We start from the raw sequence: 18,995 nt of genomic DNA, 5'->3' as shown, positions 1-18,995 counted from the left end.
GGCTACACTATGCGAGCCTCGATAACGCTGACCAAAGACCAGCCGCTCTTACTTCGGACGAAGCCACGCGCCTTCCGATTGGCGCCGCTAGTTCATTCTTGCGAGAAGGTTGCGCACGTTCCCTACGCCCCATTCTCCGCCACGTCTGGTTCTGATCCCGCGGGATGTGAGCTCCGCTGCGACGGACCTCAACGAGACGTGTCCCGCCGTTTGGATGTCCGCCACTACTGTCGCGAGGTCACGGGAGAAAGCTCCCGCATTCGCCGCCACCGCCGCCCGCATCGCAACTCCACCCTTGCCCGCCCGTTTGAGGCTTGCGGCACCATTTGGGTTCCCCAGCTTCACCCCACGCGCCTTGGCCACCGCGAGCGCTTCCTTCGTCCTCCGCGAGATCGCCTCCCGCTCGGCCTGGGCCACCAGCGCCATGATCCCCACGGTGAGGTCGTTCGCCTCTGGCATGTCTACCGCGACGAACCGCACTCCGCTATCACGCAGGGCGAGGAGGAACGCAGCATTCCGTGACAGCCTGTCCAACTTCGCGATCACAAGCGTCGCACCCGTGACCTTCGCCAAATGCAGCGCTTTCGCAAGTTCCGGCCGGTCCGCCTTGCGCCCACTCTCGACCTCGGTGAACCGCGCCAGGACCTCTGCTCCACGAGACGCCGCGAAGTCCTCGATCACCTTGCGCTGAACTTCCAACCCGAGCCCGCTGGCTCCCTGCCGCGCAGTCGAGACCCGCTCGTAGGCCACCAGCCGCTGCCCTGTCGCCATGTCTGCCCCCTGTACAAAACTGCCTAACGTTCGTTGCGCAGTTGTGTACACCGAGTGGCGCGGAGGTCGTAGCGCGAAGTGGCTGGGGTGGTCAAAAAAACCAGCAAGAACAATGATCTATCGAGTTGATAGGTGCCTGCGGTAGAGCGAAGCTGATCGCAGGGCAACTCACCAGCCCGGAGGATCGGACAATGGCCCGCAAGACGGCCGCACCGAACGACAAGGCCCTGGACGCCTTCGTGGCGGCGAAGACCGAGATCGACCGGCTCCTCGCCGAGTTGGCTTCCTTGAGTGCCGACCACTTCCATGCCAGCCCGGATGAGATCACCTGGAGCCACGTCGGAAGCGCGAACCACATCCGGGAGCGCCTGCAGGAGATCGCTAACTTCGCCACCGGCAATGGTTGAACTCACTCGCTGGGCTTTGGACGGCCGCACATCTCCACAGCCCGCCGCACGCGGGCCTTGGCCCCGTAGAAGGGCTGGCATGCCGCCGGCCCGGACAAGGAGGCCACAATGGCACGCACCGTGAAGACCAAGGACGATCCCGCAACCCAACCCGTCGAGGCACCAGACGCCACGACCACCACCACCGAGACCGCTGCGCGCACCCCTCGGCCCGGCAGCAAACTCGCGAAGGTGGTGGAACTGCTTGAAGGTGGGGCTGGTGCGACCATCGCCGAGATCATGGCCGCGACGAGCTGGCAGCAGCACACCGTGCGCGGAGCGTTCGCCGGGTCCATCACCAAGAAGCTGGGTCGCGCGCTGACCTCGGAGAAGATCGAGGGCCGCGGGCGCGTCTATCGGATCGCAGCGCGGCAGGATTGATCCTCGCCCAACAGGATCAGATGCCGTCCCGTCCGGGGCGGCACCTTTGTCAAAGGTCGCCATAGATCTGGATCCGCTTCGGCCGCTCGGGATCAGGGGCAGGGGTCTCTTTTTCGATGGCTGGCGGTGGGTCCTCGGGACGCTTCTCCACGCGATTGCCATCCTTGTCCTGGTAGACGATCACGAACTCGATCTTGTTGATGGGCTCGGGCTGGTCAGCGGGATTCATGATGGCGATCCGCGACCGAGAGGCAGGCGTCAGCCCGATCTCGGCCATGTAGCGGCCCATCAATTCCATCTGCCGGTTGGCGATGTTCAGCCAGGGCGACTGCTGCACGTAGCCCGAAGGTGTCTTGAAGAGGACGGGCGTCTCCTGCAGCTTCCGCTCCGCCTCAACCCAGCGCCCATAGGCCTGGCAGTAGGCCGCCAGCACTGCCCGGTCGACGATGGTAATGACACCCATGCTGACCAGCGTGTCCACGAGCCGGTGCCACTCGGCCTTTGCCTCCTCGCTCAGATGATCCGGACAGTCCGGTGTGCCCTCGGGCGGCTTTGGCTCCGCGTGGTTCCATGCCCGCTTGCCGCGGTTGCCTTCCGCCCGGCGCCAGGCCGTGGGCTTCTTCGGGGGGCCGCTCATGGCAGCTGGTCCCGGAAGGCGTTGAACAGGCGACGGACGGTGTAGCCCCGCAGGATCGAGACGACTGTGAACACCGAGGCCACGACCATATTCTCGGCCAGGGCAAGGTCATGCCCCATTGCCGGAAAGAGCAGCCGTTGCACCCACACCGACAGGATGAAGCCGATCACCGTACTGGTCAGCGTCTCGAAGAACGAGCAGGCGCGGGATTGACCGTCAGCCATCTTCGCCTCCGGACTGTTCAGCGGGAACTGCTTGGGGCTCTGCCGTCAGTGTCGCCGCCTGCGTCCGAGAGGCGATGGCATTGAGATAGGCCGTCAGCTTCTGGAAGGCGGAGTCTGGCGAGATGTCGGGCTCAGCGGGCAGCATGTGCTCGACCTGGCTCGTCTCGCGCCAGCCAGCCTGGGTCTTCAGGAAGAAGATCATCGAGGTCGTGTCACCGGCCCGGGCCTTGTTGATCAGGCCCTGTGCAATGACCCCGATGGCCTTGGCCTTGCCCCTTTTGTAGCGTGCCGCGATCTCCTCATCGCGCTGCATCATGGAATAGAAGGTTCGCCTCCCGATGCCGAAGTAGTCCGCCACCTGTTCGGCCGTCAGCACCGCGGCAAGCGTTTCCACCTCGGCCTTCTGCTCGTCCGTGAGGGTGAAGGGCTGCATCGCCATCAGGCGGCCTCCACGGGCGCCCTGGCGGCCGCTACAGCCGCGAAGGTCTCGCCGGTCGCCTCCAGCACCGCCTCCCGCCCGGTGAAGGCCTGCCAGCGCAGGACAGCCACATCGACGTAAGCCGGGTCCAGTTCCACGGCATGGCAATGTCGCCCGCAGGTCTCGGCGGCAATGATACACGAACCCGATCCCGAGAACGGCTCATACACCGCCTGGCCGGGGCTGGAGTTGTTCAGCATCGGGCGACGCATGCATTCCACGGGCTTCTGCGTGCCGTGCACCGTGGCCGCATCCTGGTCCCGGCTCGGGATCTGCCACAGCGTCGTCTGCTTGCGGTCCCCCGACCAGTGGCCGGTCGCCTTCTGCCGGACGGCATACCAGCAGGGCTCGTGCTGCCAGTGGTAATCGCCACGAGAGAGGACCAGCCGCTCCTTGGCCCAGATGATCTGGCTGCGGATCGCGAAGCCGCAGGCCCGCAAGCTCTCGGCCACAGTGGTGGCGTGCAGCGCGCCATGCCAGACATAGGCCACGTCGCCGGGGAAGAGCGCCCAGGCCTCGCGCCAGTCGGCCCGGTGGTCGTTCAGGACCTTGCCCACACGCTTCGTCTTTGCCGCCCCCACCTCGTTGCGCCAGGCCGGGTCATACTCCACACCATAGGGCGGGTCGCTCACGAGGAGATGCGGCCGCACACCGTTCAGCACCTTCGCTACGGAGTCCGGATCCGTCGCATCCCCGCAGATCAGGCGGTGGTTTCCGAGAACCCAGAGATCGCCAGGCTGGGAGACGGGTAGGGCAGGGGGCTCGGGGATGTCGTCTTCCCGCTCGTCCGCTTCCCCGGACCGAAGTAGCGCATCCAGCTCTGCCGCATCGAAGCCGAGGCTCGACAGGTCCACAGCCATGTCCTGCAGATCGCCAAGCTCCAGCGCGAGCAGCGCCTTGTCCCAGCCCGCCTGCTCGGCCAACCGGTTGTCCGCGAGGATGTAGGCCCGCCTCTGCGCCTCGGTCAGGTGCGCGAGTTCGATTACCGGGACCATCGCCAGCCCCAGCTTCCGCGCGGCCATCACACGGCCATGCCCCGCGATGATGCCGTTCTCGCCGTCGACCAGGACAGGGTTGGTGAAGCCGTATTCCCGGATCGAGCCCGCGATCAGCGCAACCTGAGCCTCCGAATGCGTCCGGGCGTTCCGGGCATAGGGGATCAGATCGCCGATTGGGCGGTAGTCGATTGCCAGCGTGCCATCCATCTCGTTCCCCCACCCCCCCGGTCCGCATCAAGCGGTGTCTCTGCGGGAGGTGTGGCCAGTATATCAGAGGACTAATGCATTGATAAGAAGGACAATATCCGACATTTGGCGACATAGAGGGACAGGGGCGGGCTAAGGTGGCAAGCGATGGAATTTGCAGTGCCGGACGACTGCTGTGCGGATTTTGCTGCCGTTCGCTCTCCCGAACCGAAGGCCTGCTTCATTCGAATTCTGACGCAATCCAATCAACGATCCGCTTGATGCGCGTCTGGCCCAGATGTTCCTTCGCCCATGAGATATAGAGCCCATCATCGGAGGGGTCGGGATCGACCCAAATCTCCACCAGCTTCTTTGACCGAAGATCATTCTCCACCATGTAGGTCGGTGCGATTGCAACGCCGTGACCACCGATAGCAGCATCGAGAGCCAAGGCAGATCGGTCGAAGTTGAGTAGCTTGTGCATGTTTCCATACCCGGTCTTATGGATCAGCTTTTCCCACCGCCGGTGCGCATCCTGAAGGAGCGGCAGCGTCAGCAGTGTCTCCAGCCCCATTGGCCAATCTGGTCGCAGGAAATCAGGACTGCATACGGCAACTAGGCGGATGTCGGCCAAGTGGCGCGATCCGTGGGCTGCATTCGTATCATGTGCTTTTCCGGGCCAGATTGCGATCTCGTTCCGACCCAGACTGCGCGCAAGAACTTGCTCGTGGACCTGAGTGGTGAGGGACACGTTCGGAAACTTGGCTGCGAAAGCGTTCATCCGGGGCATCAGCCACTTTGTTGCTGTGGAAGACCCAAGGTGTAGCGTGACGCGATTATCGTCCTCGCCGATGTTCAGAAAGGCAGTGTCGAGGATTGCCAAAGCGTCTTTCATCGCCGCATGACAGCGCTCGCCTTCCGGGGTCAGCGAGACACCGCGTGCGCTACGCACGAGAAGAACCACCCCCAGCTCGATCTCGAGCTTTTTGATCCGTTGAGATACCGCACCACGCGACAGGCTCAGCTCCTCAGCCGCGCGTTGCAGATTCCCGTGCAATGCGACGACGGAGAACACTCGAAGCGCATTGAGGTTCACGTTCTTCATTCGATACCTTGGAGGCGATAGTTTTGCTAAACGGTGGTGTAACTATCCTGTTTTGTCAATTTAGTGCGGGCGGCCGATACGAGCAGGCAAGAAGCACTAGCTACATGAGACAGAGCTATGACCCAGACAGTCCGACCAGCGACACCCGACGACATGCCGCGCCTGATCCATCTTCTTATGCTAGATGCCCAGGAACGCCGTGCAGAGGATGCCATGCTCTGGAAGATGGCAGATGACGCGCCCGCGCAGATCGAGAAGGCACTGACATTTGCGCTAGCGGCCAAGCAACAACCCTTTCGACAGTTTTGGCATGTCGCGGATGATGGGGGTCAGATCACGGGTGTCATTCATGCTATGATGCTGCCGGTCCCTCCAATCTATGCAGGCCCGTTCGGCGAGCCGGGACTGATCCTGCCAGACTCCTTCGTTGCTGCCGACGCGGCGAGCGGCACTGTTGACGACCTATTGGCCGCAGCCGAGGACGCACTTCACGAAGCCGGTGCCCGGATCAAACTGGCGTCCTACGTGGCGGGCGAAGCTTGGCGAACCGCGTTTAACGCAAGCGGCTATGAGCCTCTGACACTTTATCTGTCGCGCAGTGACCTGGGCGATCAGGGAATGCCGGTCAGTGTTCGACAAGCGACGGAAGACGATATTCCGGGTATCGTTGAACGCAGCGCTGAGAACCGGCAGGTTCTTTTTAACATCGACCCGTTCTGGGATATTCATCCTGAAGCTGATCCACGGTTTTCGGCGTGGATGACGCGGAGCCTGACGCTTCGGGATCGGGACATGATGGTTCAGGGTGACTCCGAGGATTTGCAGGGCTACATCATCGCACAACCCGCCTCACGGCTGCATTTTCCTCCGGCCCACGACATCACCGGAACGGGTGTGATTGATGACTACTACCACCGTGAGATGGCCAACCCGGCGGCTCTTGAACAAGGAAACGAAGGTGCGAGCGCGCTTTTGCGAGCGGCTGAGGCGGCATTCGCCAACCGTGGGATTGGAGCCGCCGTTGTCGTCTGTCCGGCGAGTTGGGCTTCTAAGGTCGAGTTGCTGGAATCTGCTGGATACGAGACCGCGATGATTTGGTCTATCAAGCGATAGCAATCCGCAAAGCAGCCCTTGGGGTGTTGCGCAGCATTCGGTGAAGTGGGCTCTAAGCAGACCATAACATTACATAGGCTCCCATCGCTCCAGGCTGCCAAGCGTCTGCACCAAGCGAAGCCTGATTTTGTCCGTAGTGCCCGAAACCCACCATGCGGTCTGCAAAGACCGACCTCTGCCACCTCGCCGGTACCGGGCCGATTTAAGCGACATTTCCCTATAAGAGTTACCTATAGGGATTTGTCGCTTAAATCCCGCCCGTTCGAATGCCTTCTGCGCCTGCTTAGCGTCTAGGAACAGGCCGGGATGAAGTGCCGCCGCATCGGCCGGACTGTCCACCGCCAGACCAGCCAGCAGCATCATCTGCATCAGGTCCGGCCTCACGCTGTCCCAGGGCACGAGGCGATCATGGACCATCGGCAACGCCACGTCGGCCAGAACTTGGACTTCGAGTGGATTCGTCACTGTTCGATTGACCCCGCGCCCCCGACCGATGGCCTGGACCACCTCGTCGTCGCAAACGGCAGCCCGCATGAGTTCAGCCTTCGGGTCCTCGTGCTCGATCACCGAGATCGCCCGTCGCGATCCGTCCCGCATCAAGAGACCGCGCCGGACCGTCTGGTATTCACCCGTGGGCAAATGCCCGAAGTAGGCGCTCGTCAGCTTTGCGAGTTCATCGCTGCCGGGCAGGGGGCGGCCAATGACGATCAAGAGCGCGACGTCCTTGAAGACGTCGAGCCCCGCGATGGCCTTGAAGTGACCTGTAAAGACCCCAAGGATGCTGCTAAACGCGGGCTCGATCGCCTGGTAGGTCACTACAAGAACACGGCCCGGGGCGACCCGAGCTGCCTCCCAGCGGACGTGGTCAACGCATTCCTGCAAGCGGTTGCGACGCCGCCTGTTCTCAGCGGGAGAGGCTTTCGGATCCTCCACCAGCGATGATTTCCCAAAGCTGCCCTGCACTGCCGTCAGGTGCATATGCGGCATGTCCGCTGCGATCTCGGTGACCTCCAGTCCTGGCAGCACCGTTTCTGCGAGCCCGGGCCTGAGCGTGGCATCGAGATGCAGGATCGGCAGGCGCGCCAAAGCCGGTTCAATCTTGTGGAGAACGGTCACGTCGATGCTGACGGCACTTGGTGCGGGATCGGGTGAGTGCACCTGGATGCGTCCATCCAGCTCGTCCGTTCCCTGCAGACAGGCTGCCAACGCACGGAACAAGGCCTCGCGCCGCACCGAGCGGTTGGCATCCTGGCTGAGGTTCACCGCTTGTCTGCGCGCAGCCTGCGGCAGCCCTGGGCGCAGGCCGGGATCCAGGCGCAACTGGACTTCCAGAACAGCAGCAGAGGCGCAATCCGCTTCCGTCAGTCCGGCCTCGACCAACCTCTGTCGTTGCAGCGGCCCGGCGCCATTCGCCAACAGCGCGTCGGCGACAAGGCCCCGGAGCCGGAAGAGGTCGGTCCAGGCACTTTCTTCGGCCTCGGGATCGTCCATCCTCGGCTGGTCCGCGGCATCGGGGTCCGTGATCTCCGCATGCCTGATGCTGATCTTCCTGACCGCGCGTTCCCAGCATCCCTCGTCGATGACCATCAGCGCGAACTTCTCCGGGTCGGCGGCAAGTCCGGTGAAGAGGCTGTCATAGGCAGCGAGGACCACGTCCGCGCTTTCAACCTCGCGCAGGTTCTGCTGCTTGGCACAGTGATCGAAGTTGTGACAGCTCGCCCCGCCGCGCCGAAGACACGCGTTCGGAAAGATTGGCAGGCCAGAGGCAACAGCCATGCGCACCATCTCGATATCCCGGCACATCGGGATTCCCAGCCCCGGCATCATCGCCTCGTAGCCGCGATGGACAGCAACTTTGAACCCGTCGGCCTTCCAGCCGGCCTCTGCCTCGTCGGCCAGTGCGAGGGATGGCACGGAGACAAGGATACGGTGCGGCAATCCAGCCTCCTTCAACCGCTTCTGCAGAGCACCAAGGTCCCGCCGCGACACCGCCGATTTGCCCAGCCCGACGCTGGCACGAAGCCCGATCCGTGGTCCCGCGTCTGCGCGCCCAGCAACAGCCCAGGCTTCAGCAGCGTTGCAGAAGGCGGCGATCTCCTGGTCCAGCCTCGCCCGTGCCTCGTCGACAGTAAGGCCAGGTGGAACCTCGACGGGCTGGGCCTCCGGCGATGCGCGAGGTGGCAGGCGGCCAGCAGCATGAAGGGCCAGCTTGTCGCGAACCTTCCCTTGAGCGTCCTGAACCCCGTAGCACTCAATGCTATCCTTCTTGCCCCGGGACAGATCAGTGGTCGCTGCGAACCGGTCCCAGACTCGATCCGCCAGAGCATCGGGGTCGAGGTTGTGCCGAGCGTCGATCGCGTCATGGACCATGTGATAAGCAATCGTGGACAGCCAGCCGTCGCGGCCGTCGATGACCAGTCCTGCGTCGTTGCGGGTAGGTGCGCTTTTGTCCCCGGATGGGCGGCCAGATCTGCTCTTGCGCTGCTTGTCCCCGATCGGCGGCAGCAAGGCTGCGAGTTCGTTCAGGAGATCGGTGCACGTTGCTTCGTCGACCAGCGGCAGGTCGACCAGCGGGACATCAAGCGGTGTTTCGTCCGTCCAGTAGTAGGGCTTCCGGGTGTCTGGATGGATCCCGAAGGTAACGAACTGCTGGCCGTGGCCGAGGATTTCCAGCTTGCGGATGGATTTCTTGGCGAAGGGGTGCACTGTCCGGACCAGGTAGAGCCGCTTCGGCCAGAGCCCCACCCGCATCAGCGATGCGCCGGTCCGTTCCTCCACGATGCGCCCCATCTCGTGGGCGATCTCGGGATCCAGCACATCGATATCTATGCCAACGGCGTGTCCGGTCCGAATTCCCACGCCCGAGTCAGGCAATTCATCGATCCACCTGCGGACCTGAGCTTCACCTATGACGAGCTCGGTCCAACCCTCGGGAATCGGCCGCTTCTTGCGGACATAAAGCGGAAGCGGCTCGTAGCCATTGTCCAGAAGCTTCAGCGCCACTTCGGCGTAAGTGGGATGGCTAATGGGTTTCGGGCCGCCGGTGGCAGCCTGGGTGTCGTCTTCCTCTTTTTGCGCGGGTCCCCAATCGCGGCCCCACGCCACGGTCTACCCGCCTTTACGCCGGTGCCGATCCTCGTAGGCGAGGACGTCATCCATCAGGTAGAGGATCTTGCCACCGATGTGATGCCAGGCTGGGCCGTAGGGCTCGGCTCGCCAGCGCTCCAACGTCCGCGTGGTCATTCGCCAACGGTCGGCAAGTTCGGCCGTGGTCAGCCAGGACGGGGATGGGCGAAGAGTCATCTCAGCTCACCCCACAATGATGCGGGCAATTCAGGTCACAGACGCTGCTATCAAAGTTAGGCATTTCAAAATTCGCCGCACCGGGCGCTCCCACAAGGGCCTTGCCCCAATGGTAGCACTTTAGTAAGCAACTGATAATTATGACATTTATCGCCACAAACGGACAAGGGCGGCCAAAGGACGACATCTCGCGAAAAGCCTTGCAGGGCGCTATCCTCTGATGAAGCTCAAGATGGCTCCACTTCGAATCACGCTCCAACGAGAGGATTTGGTTTTGGGTGTCGACAACCAACTTGACCAGATGCTGGATGCAGACCGGATGGGCCTGCTCAGAGAAAAGCTGGGCAAATGGTTATCATGGCAGCAACCAGCCATTGTTCAAACCATCGGACCGTTCGACCCGGACGTTTGGGATCGATTTGCCAAGCTACATCGGTCGGTCGTGGACACTTGTGTCGAATGGCTTCAATCGTCTGCAGACGATCGTATCGCCGTCGTCCTCCGGAATCGAAATGTCAGATCGCCCGGAATTGGCCAGACGGACCAGAGGGACCCGGAGGCGCGAGAATGGTTCAACCTTGGCGAAGGGAAGCTGGCCGATCTGAACCGTATGTTGCCCCCTTGGTATGCCGGCGGATTTGGCCACCCGGATCACGTCGCTGACTTTGAGTACTGGGCAAGGATGTCCCAGTTCAGCGTCGGTGAACTCACCTGCCTTTCTGTCGGGATTGAACCAAAAGAATACCCTGACCCGAAACTCAAGGAGCTCAGCAAATCGAGCGACAGGCCCAAATTCTGGAAGCCACAACAGTTCATCCTGCTCCGCTACGAACAATTAAAGCGCAAGTTCGACCGACATGGTCACGACCGGAGCGTGTCGCCGAACGATTTCCTGGAATGGGTGGACCAGTTTGAGTTTCCCGTTCACCCGGAGTTCCTGGATCTGCTGCGACGGTTTCATGGCCTACGGGATGAAGCAAAGGCTTCAATCAAGGTACTGAAGACGGACCGCCGTGAAATCGATTCCATCGCGATGCTCTTTACGGCGATGGCCATCGATCAACTCGGGTATGTCCCTGGCGCCCCCCGTAGTCCCATTCCCAAAGAAATCGGCGAAATCGTTGCAAGCCTTGGTATGTCGATCTCGGAAGACACGATCCGGAAATACCTTCGTAAGGGCGCGGGGTTTATCTCGCCCGACTGGAAGCCAGAGAAAAGATAATCGTTCAACGATTATCTTTCGGAAAGCTCAATGAAAGCAATGGCCTGATCTGATCGACTTGGCATTGGGGCAGTTCGCGTACAGCCCGTGAGCGATCTGGCACCATACCCGCAATCGGCAATGTGCGGGCAGAAGGTATGCGGAAACAGCCGGACATCGAGGTAGATCGACTTCTGACGCAACGAGAACTTGCGGAGCGTTGGAGTTGTTCCAAGCGCACCCTTCAGCGTTGGAGAGCGTCTGACGACGGCCCGAGTTTTGTTCGGCTTGGCAGAGGTGTTCGCTACCCACTCGCGGACGTCGTCATCTTTGAGCAGCGCAACAGGAACGGGAGCAGGCAACAATGAACCCTCTCTCCCCGTTCCACATGACCCCCGCAGAACGCCGCGCCGAACTGTGCCGCATCCTGGCCCTCGGTCTTGTTCGCCTTATCCAGCGGCAGTCAAGCGAACTATCCGACGGCACCGGAGAAAGTTCGCTACACTTTCAGCCCGACCAGAGCGGTCATGCAACCCGTGACGAACGGAGATCCGCATGACCACACACGATCCCATTCCCGCGCGCCTGTCCGCGCTGAAGACCACCACAACGGCGGACCTGAAGCAGCAGTGGCGCGACCTCTTCGACAGGGAGCCACCACCCTTCAACCGGCGCTACCTGGAATCCAGGCTGGCCTACCGGATCCAGGAACTGGCCTACGGCGGGTTGAGGCCCGAGACGATCCGGCGGCTGGAGCAGTTGGGCGAGGAACTCGACGGCGGCGACAAGAAGAAGCGCAGCATGCGGCTCGATCGCGACCGCCCGATCACCGGGACGAGGCTCCTGCGGGAGTGGCAAGGCGTCGAGCAGGTGGTCACGGTGACCAAGGACGGCTTCGAATGGCAGGGCCGACCCTACAAGTCGCTTTCGGCCATCGCGCGCGCGATCACCGGCACCCGCTGGAACGGCTGGACCTTCTTCGGGCTGAAGAACCATCGGGGGCGGACATGAACGCGCTGACCAAGCCCCTCGTCCGCAAACTCCGCTGCGCTGTCTACACCCGGAAGTCCTCCGAAGATGGGCTGGAGCAAGAGTTCAACAGCCTCCACGCCCAACGGGAAGCCTGCGAGGCCTACATCGCCAGCCAGCGCTCCGAGGGCTGGGTACTCGTCCGCGATCATTATGACGACGGCGGCATCTCCGGCGGCACGCTGGAACGGCCCGGCCTGCAGCGGTTGCTGGAGGATATCGAGGACGGGCTGGTCGACGTCGTTGTGGTCTACAAGATCGACCGCCTCAGTCGCTCGCTCGCCGACTTCGCCAAGCTGGTCGAGGTATTCGACAGGAACGGCGTGACCTTCGTCTCGGTCACACAGAGCTTCAATACGACGACGTCCATGGGGCGGTTGACGCTGAACATCCTCCTGTCCTTCGCCCAGTTCGAGCGGGAGGTCACCGCCGAGCGCATTCGCGACAAGGTCGCCGCCTCCCGGCGCAAGGGGATGTGGATGGGCGGGGTGCCGCCCTATGGCTACCGCGTCGAGAACCGGAAGCTGATGGTCGATGAAGACGCCGCCGCACATGTACGCTGGATCTTCGCCCGCTTCATCGAGATCGGCTCCTGCACGATCCTTGCGCAGGAGGTTGAGGCCAAGGGTCTGCGCACTTCCCGCGGCAACCGGATCGACAAGAAGTACCTCTACCGGATGCTGTCGAACCGAGCCTACATCGGCGAGGCGGTCCACAAGGGCGACAGCTACCCTGGCGAACATGACGCGATCATCGACCGCGCGCTCTGGGACAAAGTGCACCTGATCCTGAAGGAGAGCCCTCGTGCAAGGGGAACTCGCACGAGGGCCCAGACGCCTGCACTTCTCAAGGGCCTGGTCTTTGGCCCCGATGGTGCAGCCTTCTCCCCCACACATACGCGCAAGCTTGGGAGACTTTACCGCTACTACGTTAGCCAGAGTGTCTTGAAGTTCGGTAAAGGCGGGTGCCCGATCGGGCGGGTGCCCGCGGCTGATCTGGAAGCCGCTGTGATCCAGCAACTGCGGGCCGTGTTCCGGCAGCCAGAGACCGTGGCAGGGACATGGAAGGCGGCGCGGGCCCATGATGACAGCATCACAGAAGCGGATGCGTCGGCGGCGCTGCAGCGGCTCGATCCGGTCTGGGATGAACTCTTCCCGGCTGAGCAGGCACGGATCGTGGGGCTGCTGGTCGAGCGGGTGGACATCGGGGACGGTGAGCTTGTTGTCCGCCTTCGGCAAGTTGGTCTGAGTACTCTCGTGCAACAACTTGGCTCGGTCACAAAAGAGGCCAGGTGAGCAAAGAGCGGTAACGCCAACCAAGAAAGGCAAAGCATGAAAGAACTCAACTTTGAGAACTTGACCGATCAGCAGCGCATTGAACGAGCTAAGCAGATGCTGAGGGTTGTAGAGATGCCTGATGGTTTCCATGTCGTTCAGATCCCGGGCGACGGAGAGGCTTCTCTCACACATTGCGTCGGTCCACAGGTGAATCGGTTCGCTGCTGAAATGCAGCGAGATGAGCTCATCAACGCGGCAGAATCTGGGGACTTTTCCGGATGCTTTTCTGAATCTGCCAGAGAATACTTCGATCTGGCCGGTCACCTTGAGAAGTTGATCCGAAGCCACGAGGGCGATGCGAGAAGTCTTGCCCACCTGCTGTGCCGAGACCAACCCTGGGCACGAGACCTGCGTCTTGACAACGTGCCGCCGCCATTCTGACGGGGTCTCAATCATGCCTTTGAGTACTGAAGCAATCGAACTCCATGTGCCGTTCCACATAGTCAAGCGCGGAGGCCGGAAAGAGATGCAATTACCCGAAGGCGCCACGCAGCCGCGGCGGACGGACAGCACGTTGGTCAAGGCGCTTGCAAGGGCATTCCGCTGGAAGCGAATGCTTGAGTCGGGGGAGTTTGCCAGCGCCTCAGAGCTGGCCGAGCGAGAGGGGATCCCGCCGTCATACGTGACACGCATCCTGCGGCTGACATTGCTCGCGCCTAAGACTGTCGAAGCGATACTAGACGGAACGCAAGGACCAGAGATGGAGCTGGCGCGAGTGCTGGAGGGCGTGACGGTTGAGTGGATGGAGCAACCGCACTTTTCGGCTGACTGACGTGAATGGCCCAATGCTGCCGTTCGATCTGGCCGGGGCAGCGTTTATTGTCGGCCCCGATTAGAGCACAGCGCCTCTAGTCCGCCGCCCCGCGAAGCCTAGCGAAGTAGGTCTTCAGACGCTCGTCCGAAATGTCGCTTTCGTAGCAGAGCGGACTGTAGCCGCCTGCTCTTGACCATGCGCTTCGTCCTCCACATCGTCGACCTGCTCTGTCTGAATTGTATGGACACGGGCAGGAGCCAGGATATGACGCGATGCTTTGTCGAATGATCTCCGCCTTAGCTCTAGCAACCTCACTCGAACTTGGAGCCGCCACAGCCCGTCGAGGTTCTGCCTGCTGAACATCTGCTGGCCTTTCGGTTGAGAGAAAACGAGTTGCCATCCAACCTTGGCCAAGGGGCGTCCGGATCTCGCTCCAGCCATCTACCTCGGCAATCCGATTGACCAAGGTCCCCTCGACCAACTGTCCTAGCGTCTTGCCTTTTAGGGATGGAGCATCTCTCAAATTTACCTTTGAGCCCGTCACGTACAACGTAACCGATGGCTCCGACTGCAGCTCATCCGAAGATGCAATCAGAACTGGGACTGGGCTCTGCTCTTGGTCATCGGCCGCCGTACCGTTTGCCTCACTTTCTGTAGATGGATCAAGGCCGGCGACAGGGCGCGAGTCAGCGGGTGAGGCCAGATCAGCAGTTGAGGGTGCGTTTCCAACAGACGGCGTGGATTCTGCAACAAAGAGCCTGGAAGCAACGACCAGCAAGCCAACCACAAAAAGCGTGCGAAATTTCCTCAACATCACCTGATCCATTCAGAAATTGTGGCCGTCCAATACAGTTGTGGATAATGCGAATGCGAGCATCGCACGACCTGGCTCCCCAGTAAACACTGAGTGCCGAGTGTCATAAACTTGGGTCAGACAGGAAGACGTGGAGTCAAAATCGGCCCATGGCGGACGGTCAGCTCCGCCGGCGGCGACGAGCCAAATGGTCGAGATCTGCCGCTGTGAATCGCACGAGAACTATGTCAATCACGGGACAAGTTTTCACTGCAAACTTGATTGCCCGAGGCAAGATTCCTGACGCAGCTTCCAGCAGTGACCAAAACTTCCCCTCGTTGCCCGTTCACAAATACCGTCGCCGATTTCTCTGCAACCTCGACACCAATTTCGATGACAGTCCGAGCACCACTTTGCCACTGGAGAAGATGTCTCACCTTTGGCTGAGACCCACTGACCAATGATACGAGATGCAAGCAAACTTCGTCGTCCGTAGCGTCGCCCGACATACTTACCACTCGGCACCGTCGGAAGGAGATAGCATCAAATTCAACGTCTAAGGGAACCGCAAGCGCCCGCAGGTCGGAGACTGGATGTTGAGAGTAGATGCGATCAAAGTACCGCAGATCGTCGCCAACGTCACAATTTCCGAGCCTCGTATCTGAGCTCTCGTCGTACCCGCAGACACCGATAAAATCTGTCGAAGTATCAACCTCGCAGCTGATGCTTGAGTATCCAGAACGAGGGCTGGTCGTCGCATACCGTCCGCTCTCCCCTTTGCTTGCCACGCCTCGCGTGGCGTTATCGACCGACCAACCATTTGCCGGACGTAGTTCGAAGACCTGCTCTGTCATCAACCCGTCTTCGTTTCGGACGCTTGTAAGAGTGTATCCCGAGTTGAGCGCATTCTCACACGCAAACATGACATTCGGCTTAGTCAAACGTTCAAACCCGGGGAGCCCATCTACGCCTATCTGCCAACGCGTGACTTGCTCGACCGTACGAATTAGGTACATGTCCGATCCGGGTGTTCCGGCCATCAACTCCATCAAATCCGGCTCGATCATAAGGCTGTCATGCCAAGGAGTGGGGGTATTTGCGAGAGACATCAGCTCATAAATGGATCCGATTCCAATGTCATAAGCGAGCTCAACATCACCTGCACCGTACTGACGCGCCTCGTCAATTGTGAGGTAGGGCCGATGAAAGCCGAGCGTCGAGCTAGCGTGCATTCGTCTGTCTAAGAAGGCAACCTCAGCGCCGCGCGCGTTGCCCATCATGAACATTACCGCACAAATTGACTGGCACTCCGCGTCCTCGCGGATACGGGTCCCGACTCCACGCTCAAGTATGAAGCGAGCCATCTTCAGCCCATCGAGGAGGCTTCCACCTGGGCTGTCCAAACAGATCAATGAGCCACTCGTGGACTCGCCATTGCTCACCACTAGCTGATCTTCCAGTTCAACTAGCTTCTCAAAATCACCCGCCACGATGGGTCCCTCAAGGTCCACCTTACAATCGGCATCGGTAGACACATGAATGTCAGCGGCGGAGGAGGGCGCCGCCAACGCGGCTACCCAGCCAGCCACAATACAGACGCATATCTTGTAGCACATTCGTCGATGTTAGCTCCAGCCGAAGCGATGCCTTGGGCAAAGCGTTGGAAGATGGACTTGTGTCGTCCGTCAAACCTGTCATCGCTTGCCGATAAGCTTGACACTGGTTTGGTTTTTGGCTCGCCGCAAGCGTTGTTCTGTCCTCAAAATAGTCACACTACCGGATCAGGTTTTTGCTACAAGTGACTTCATAGACGGGCCGAAGGACCAGAAAAGGCACGAGATGCGGAAGATTGTTCTAACGATTGCGGCAGCGATAGGCGGCCTTCTCTGCGTGCCGGCTGAGGCTGATCCTTGGGGCAGTGCCAAGAGCTACGGCAGTTTTGTCCACTTTGAAGAGATTCCCGACGCGCTTTTTCTGACGGGTGAGATCAACGATGGCGACTACTTCCAGCTGCGCAAGGCAATGCGCGAAGATGAGATCAGCATCATTGTCGCGGCCAGTCCCGGTGGAAGCGTCTTCGAAGCTTTGCAGATAGCGGGGGTGATCCACGATACCGGCATGTCGACCTACGTGCCCAAGCAGCACGATTTCCTGTGTGCCTCGGCTTGCGCCTTTGTTTTCTTCGCGGGTGGAAAGAGGCTGGTCGGGGGCGAACTCGGAGTTCATCAGTTTTACGGCGCGGAAGGGTCAGCTCTCGATAAGGCCGGAGGCGCGGTCGCGAGCATCGTCACACAGTACACCACGGGCGAAATCATCGCGTTTCTCAACGACTTCAAAACGCCTCCGGAAGTCTATGCCAAGATGTTCTCTACCACGGACATGTACTGGTTCGATGCCACCGAAAAGGCTGAACTCGCGCTTGGTGAGGACGATCCATTGTTTGTTGCTCAAACAGTCTTGATCGATAGCCTTGTCGATGTACTCGTCGCCACGATGCCGAAAAAGCAGCCGCCACAACTCCTTGCGACAGAAGATCCAGTATCCGCCAAGCCCAACCCAGAACCAGCTGCACCGCCGACGGCGGCTCCAGAAGAGAAAGGCTTCAAGATAACCTATGACGCTGACCTTTTCGGAAACGACATCATGGCCAAAGGTGTCCGAGACGTGAGCCTAAGTCGCTGCCAGGAGCTATGTGCAGAGAGCACCGCTTGTGCCGCATATACGTACATACCCGAAACCCGCTGGTGCTGGCCCAAGTTCGCAGTCGGGAGCATGAGCTTCAAGTCTGACGCTGTTACCGGGATCAAATATGGTGAGGGCGCGCTGCCGGCCCTGCCCGTTGACACCGGGTTCCTTGAGTACACGTCCAAAGACATTGCCGGCTTTGATCTCCTGCCAGGCGGGTTGCCAAGCACTAGCCTTCAAGACTGTCGCCTGTACTGCACTGCTCGATCTGACTGTGCTGCTTTCACTTGGGTGCGCGATAAGCAGTGGTGTTGGCCAAAGTCGTTTGTCGGCCCTGCTTCGGATCGACTTGGTATGATCACAGGTGTCAAGCCCTGAGCGACTCCCGCAGCCGACGAACGCGATCAGTAGATAGCTCGAATGATGACCGATCCAAATGGCCGCCCTCAAGTGCCATACTTAGGTGACCGCTTATCCGTTGGGCAATGTCGGGATCCGGCGTATCGAAAGTCGAGTAGATCAAAAGGTCGTTGCCCGCCGCCACCGCCAAGACGGCCGCTTGTTCCTCACGATAGTTTGCCGTTACAGCGCGCATCTGCATGTCGTCAGTCATGACAACTCCTTCAAAGCGCAGGTAGTTTCTGATCTGATCCACCGACTTTGCGGACAAGGATGCAGGTTGACCAACTGTGTCCGAGAAATCCGGGTGATAGAGGTGGGCGTTCATGATGCTGTCGGCCGTGCCTGCTGACACGATCGCACGGAACGGTTCCAGCTCGAGCATCGACCATGTCCTGGATACATCAACCGGTCCAAGATGCGTGTCTCCCTTCGAGCTGCCATGCCCAGGAAAATGCTTCAGGCAAGTGAGTACTTCAGCTTCGTGGTGCGCCCGTATGAACCCCTCTGCGCCTGCCACGACGCGCTCAGGGCTAGCCGAGTACGAACGACCCAGACCTCCGATAATGGGATTCTTTGGGTTCAGATTAAGATCAATTACTGGCCCCAGGTTCAAGTTGATGCCTGCAAATGCCAGTTCCCGCGCACGCGGCCTGTAATAGTTGGCGGCACTTTCTGCGTCCGGGTAATTCTCTCCGACCTCCTCGGCCGGCAGCCAGCTCGAGAACCCAGCCGGCGAATTGGCGCGCGCTACCAAGCCCCCCTCGTGATCCACGCAGATAAGCGGCGGCAGGTCTGGTGAAGCCGCTCGCAAAAAAGAACAAAGGCCGATGACCTGGTCAACCGAGACTATGTTTCGGGCGAGCAGGATCACCCCCGCCACACTGCCTTCCGCAATGCTTCTTGCCGCCGATTGAACCCCAGCGTCCCTCGCGTCCTGTCCTGCAAATCCCACGACAAGCCGCGGTCCGAGACCACGGGGACGGCGTGGGTTCTGGCGCGGCTGCGTCTGGGCGAGAACACGGGAAGGCAGCACCACAGATGCCATGGCAGCCAATAACAGATCTCTGCGGGAACTAGTATTGGCCATTGCACTCGAGCTTTGTCGTACTTGGGACGGTCATGATGGTCACATAGGAAGTAGCAGTACAGACC

21 protein-coding genes are annotated in these 18,995 nt (G+C 60.4%); 10 read left to right on the top strand and 11 right to left on the bottom strand.

The annotated features are described in order from the left end of the window. Window positions 1-87: 87 nt before the first annotated feature. Entirely contained in the window at window positions 88-771 is a 684-nt protein-coding gene (locus E8M84_RS20785; RefSeq protein ID WP_137113174.1) for a recombinase family protein, read from the bottom strand. A 191-nt stretch (window positions 772-962) separates the two neighbouring features. On the opposite strand from E8M84_RS20785, the gene E8M84_RS20780 reads away from it, so the two are divergent. Then, window positions 963-1,178, top strand: a complete 216-nt coding sequence (locus tag E8M84_RS20780; protein ID WP_137113173.1) for a hypothetical protein — start codon at window positions 963-965, stop codon at window positions 1,176-1,178. 108 nt (window positions 1,179-1,286) lie between these two features. After that, on the top strand, window positions 1,287-1,598 hold the full coding sequence (locus E8M84_RS20775) for a DUF3489 domain-containing protein (protein ID WP_137113172.1): 312 nt from the start codon (window positions 1,287-1,289) through the stop codon (window positions 1,596-1,598). A gap of 49 nt (window positions 1,599-1,647) precedes the next feature. On the opposite strand, the gene E8M84_RS20770 is transcribed toward E8M84_RS20775, so the two are convergent. The 5 genes from E8M84_RS20770 to E8M84_RS20750 form a co-directional block, all read right to left on the bottom strand. Next, the gene (locus E8M84_RS20770; RefSeq protein ID WP_137113171.1) at window positions 1,648-2,235 is read right to left on the bottom strand and encodes a phage terminase small subunit P27 family; all 588 of its coding nucleotides are present in this window, start codon (window positions 2,233-2,235) and stop codon (window positions 1,648-1,650) included. Next, window positions 2,232-2,459 carry a hypothetical protein gene (locus E8M84_RS20765; protein WP_137113170.1) on the bottom strand — a complete coding sequence of 76 codons (228 nt, stop codon included), beginning with the start codon at window positions 2,457-2,459 and terminating at the stop codon, window positions 2,232-2,234. The genes E8M84_RS20770 and E8M84_RS20765 overlap by 4 nt, the downstream gene beginning before the upstream one ends. Beyond that, window positions 2,452-2,898 carry a helix-turn-helix domain-containing protein gene (locus E8M84_RS20760; protein WP_137113169.1) on the bottom strand — a complete coding sequence of 149 codons (447 nt, stop codon included), beginning with the start codon at window positions 2,896-2,898 and terminating at the stop codon, window positions 2,452-2,454. Before E8M84_RS20760 ends, E8M84_RS20765 begins: the two co-directional genes overlap by 8 nt. After that, window positions 2,898-4,142 carry a site-specific DNA-methyltransferase gene (locus E8M84_RS20755; RefSeq protein ID WP_137113168.1) on the bottom strand — a complete coding sequence of 415 codons (1,245 nt, stop codon included), beginning with the start codon at window positions 4,140-4,142 and terminating at the stop codon, window positions 2,898-2,900. The genes E8M84_RS20760 and E8M84_RS20755 overlap by 1 nt, the downstream gene beginning before the upstream one ends. 220 nt (window positions 4,143-4,362) lie before the next feature. Further along, window positions 4,363-5,226 carry a LysR family transcriptional regulator gene (locus tag E8M84_RS20750; protein ID WP_137113167.1) on the bottom strand — a complete coding sequence of 288 codons (864 nt, stop codon included), beginning with the start codon at window positions 5,224-5,226 and terminating at the stop codon, window positions 4,363-4,365. A gap of 153 nt (window positions 5,227-5,379) precedes the next feature. Between E8M84_RS20750 and E8M84_RS20745 the strand changes: the two genes are divergently transcribed. Then, the gene (locus E8M84_RS20745) at window positions 5,380-6,339 is read left to right on the top strand and encodes a hypothetical protein (RefSeq protein ID WP_170972021.1); all 960 of its coding nucleotides are present in this window, start codon (window positions 5,380-5,382) and stop codon (window positions 6,337-6,339) included. Between the two features lie 69 nt (window positions 6,340-6,408). On the opposite strand, the gene E8M84_RS20740 is transcribed toward E8M84_RS20745, so the two are convergent. Beyond that, window positions 6,409-9,444, bottom strand: coding sequence for a bifunctional DNA primase/polymerase (locus tag E8M84_RS20740; RefSeq protein ID WP_137113165.1), 3,036 nt, complete (start codon window positions 9,442-9,444; stop codon window positions 6,409-6,411). Between the two features lie 3 nt (window positions 9,445-9,447). Next, a complete protein-coding gene (locus E8M84_RS20735) occupies window positions 9,448-9,642 on the bottom strand; it encodes an AlpA family transcriptional regulator (protein ID WP_137113164.1) in 195 nt (64 codons plus the stop codon). Window positions 9,643-9,862: 220 nt separating this feature from the next. Here E8M84_RS20735 and E8M84_RS20730 point away from each other — a divergent pair, with 220 nt between their 5' ends. The 6 genes from E8M84_RS20730 (at window position 9,863) to E8M84_RS20700 (ending at window position 13,981) form a co-directional block, all read left to right on the top strand. Next, window positions 9,863-10,864 (top strand): hypothetical protein, encoded by a 1,002-nt coding sequence (locus E8M84_RS20730; RefSeq protein ID WP_137113163.1) that lies wholly within the window; start codon window positions 9,863-9,865, stop codon window positions 10,862-10,864. A gap of 137 nt (window positions 10,865-11,001) precedes the next feature. After that, window positions 11,002-11,211, top strand: coding sequence for a helix-turn-helix domain-containing protein (locus E8M84_RS21905; RefSeq protein ID WP_137113162.1), 210 nt, complete (start codon window positions 11,002-11,004; stop codon window positions 11,209-11,211). Window positions 11,212-11,398: 187 nt separating this feature from the next. Continuing rightward, window positions 11,399-11,854, top strand: coding sequence for a DUF2924 domain-containing protein (locus tag E8M84_RS20715; RefSeq protein ID WP_137113160.1), 456 nt, complete (start codon window positions 11,399-11,401; stop codon window positions 11,852-11,854). Beyond that, a complete protein-coding gene (locus tag E8M84_RS20710; protein ID WP_137113159.1) occupies window positions 11,851-13,167 on the top strand; it encodes a recombinase family protein in 1,317 nt (438 codons plus the stop codon). The genes E8M84_RS20715 and E8M84_RS20710 overlap by 4 nt, the downstream gene beginning before the upstream one ends. 36 nt (window positions 13,168-13,203) lie before the next feature. Further along, a complete protein-coding gene (locus E8M84_RS20705) occupies window positions 13,204-13,590 on the top strand; it encodes a hypothetical protein (RefSeq protein ID WP_137113158.1) in 387 nt (128 codons plus the stop codon). Window positions 13,591-13,603: 13 nt separating this feature from the next. Continuing rightward, entirely contained in the window at window positions 13,604-13,981 is a 378-nt protein-coding gene (locus E8M84_RS20700) for a hypothetical protein (protein ID WP_137113157.1), read from the top strand. A 76-nt stretch (window positions 13,982-14,057) separates the two neighbouring features. Here the strand turns inward: E8M84_RS20700 and E8M84_RS21980 are convergent, their stop codons facing one another. Both E8M84_RS21980 and E8M84_RS20690 read right to left on the bottom strand, forming a co-directional pair. Further along, complete coding sequence (locus tag E8M84_RS21980) at window positions 14,058-14,777, bottom strand: SH3 domain-containing protein (protein WP_394347444.1); 720 nt, start codon at window positions 14,775-14,777, stop codon at window positions 14,058-14,060. A gap of 227 nt (window positions 14,778-15,004) precedes the next feature. Beyond that, window positions 15,005-16,372 (bottom strand): hypothetical protein, encoded by a 1,368-nt coding sequence (locus tag E8M84_RS20690; RefSeq protein ID WP_170972020.1) that lies wholly within the window; start codon window positions 16,370-16,372, stop codon window positions 15,005-15,007. A gap of 223 nt (window positions 16,373-16,595) precedes the next feature. On the opposite strand from E8M84_RS20690, the gene E8M84_RS20685 reads away from it, so the two are divergent. Further along, window positions 16,596-17,819, top strand: coding sequence for a PAN domain-containing protein (locus tag E8M84_RS20685; protein WP_137113154.1), 1,224 nt, complete (start codon window positions 16,596-16,598; stop codon window positions 17,817-17,819). On the opposite strand, the gene E8M84_RS20680 is transcribed toward E8M84_RS20685, so the two are convergent. Then, window positions 17,809-18,888, bottom strand: a complete 1,080-nt coding sequence (locus E8M84_RS20680; protein ID WP_170972019.1) for a glycoside hydrolase family 3 protein — start codon at window positions 18,886-18,888, stop codon at window positions 17,809-17,811. The two genes, E8M84_RS20685 and E8M84_RS20680, sit on opposite strands and share 11 nt — an antisense overlap. Between the last annotated feature and the right edge of the window lie 107 nt (window positions 18,889-18,995).

The organism is Rhodobacter sp. SY28-1, from assembly GCF_005222785.1.
GTDB lineage: Bacteria > Pseudomonadota > Alphaproteobacteria > Rhodobacterales > Rhodobacteraceae > Tabrizicola.
This window is presented reverse-complemented; position numbering and strand designations above follow the sequence as displayed.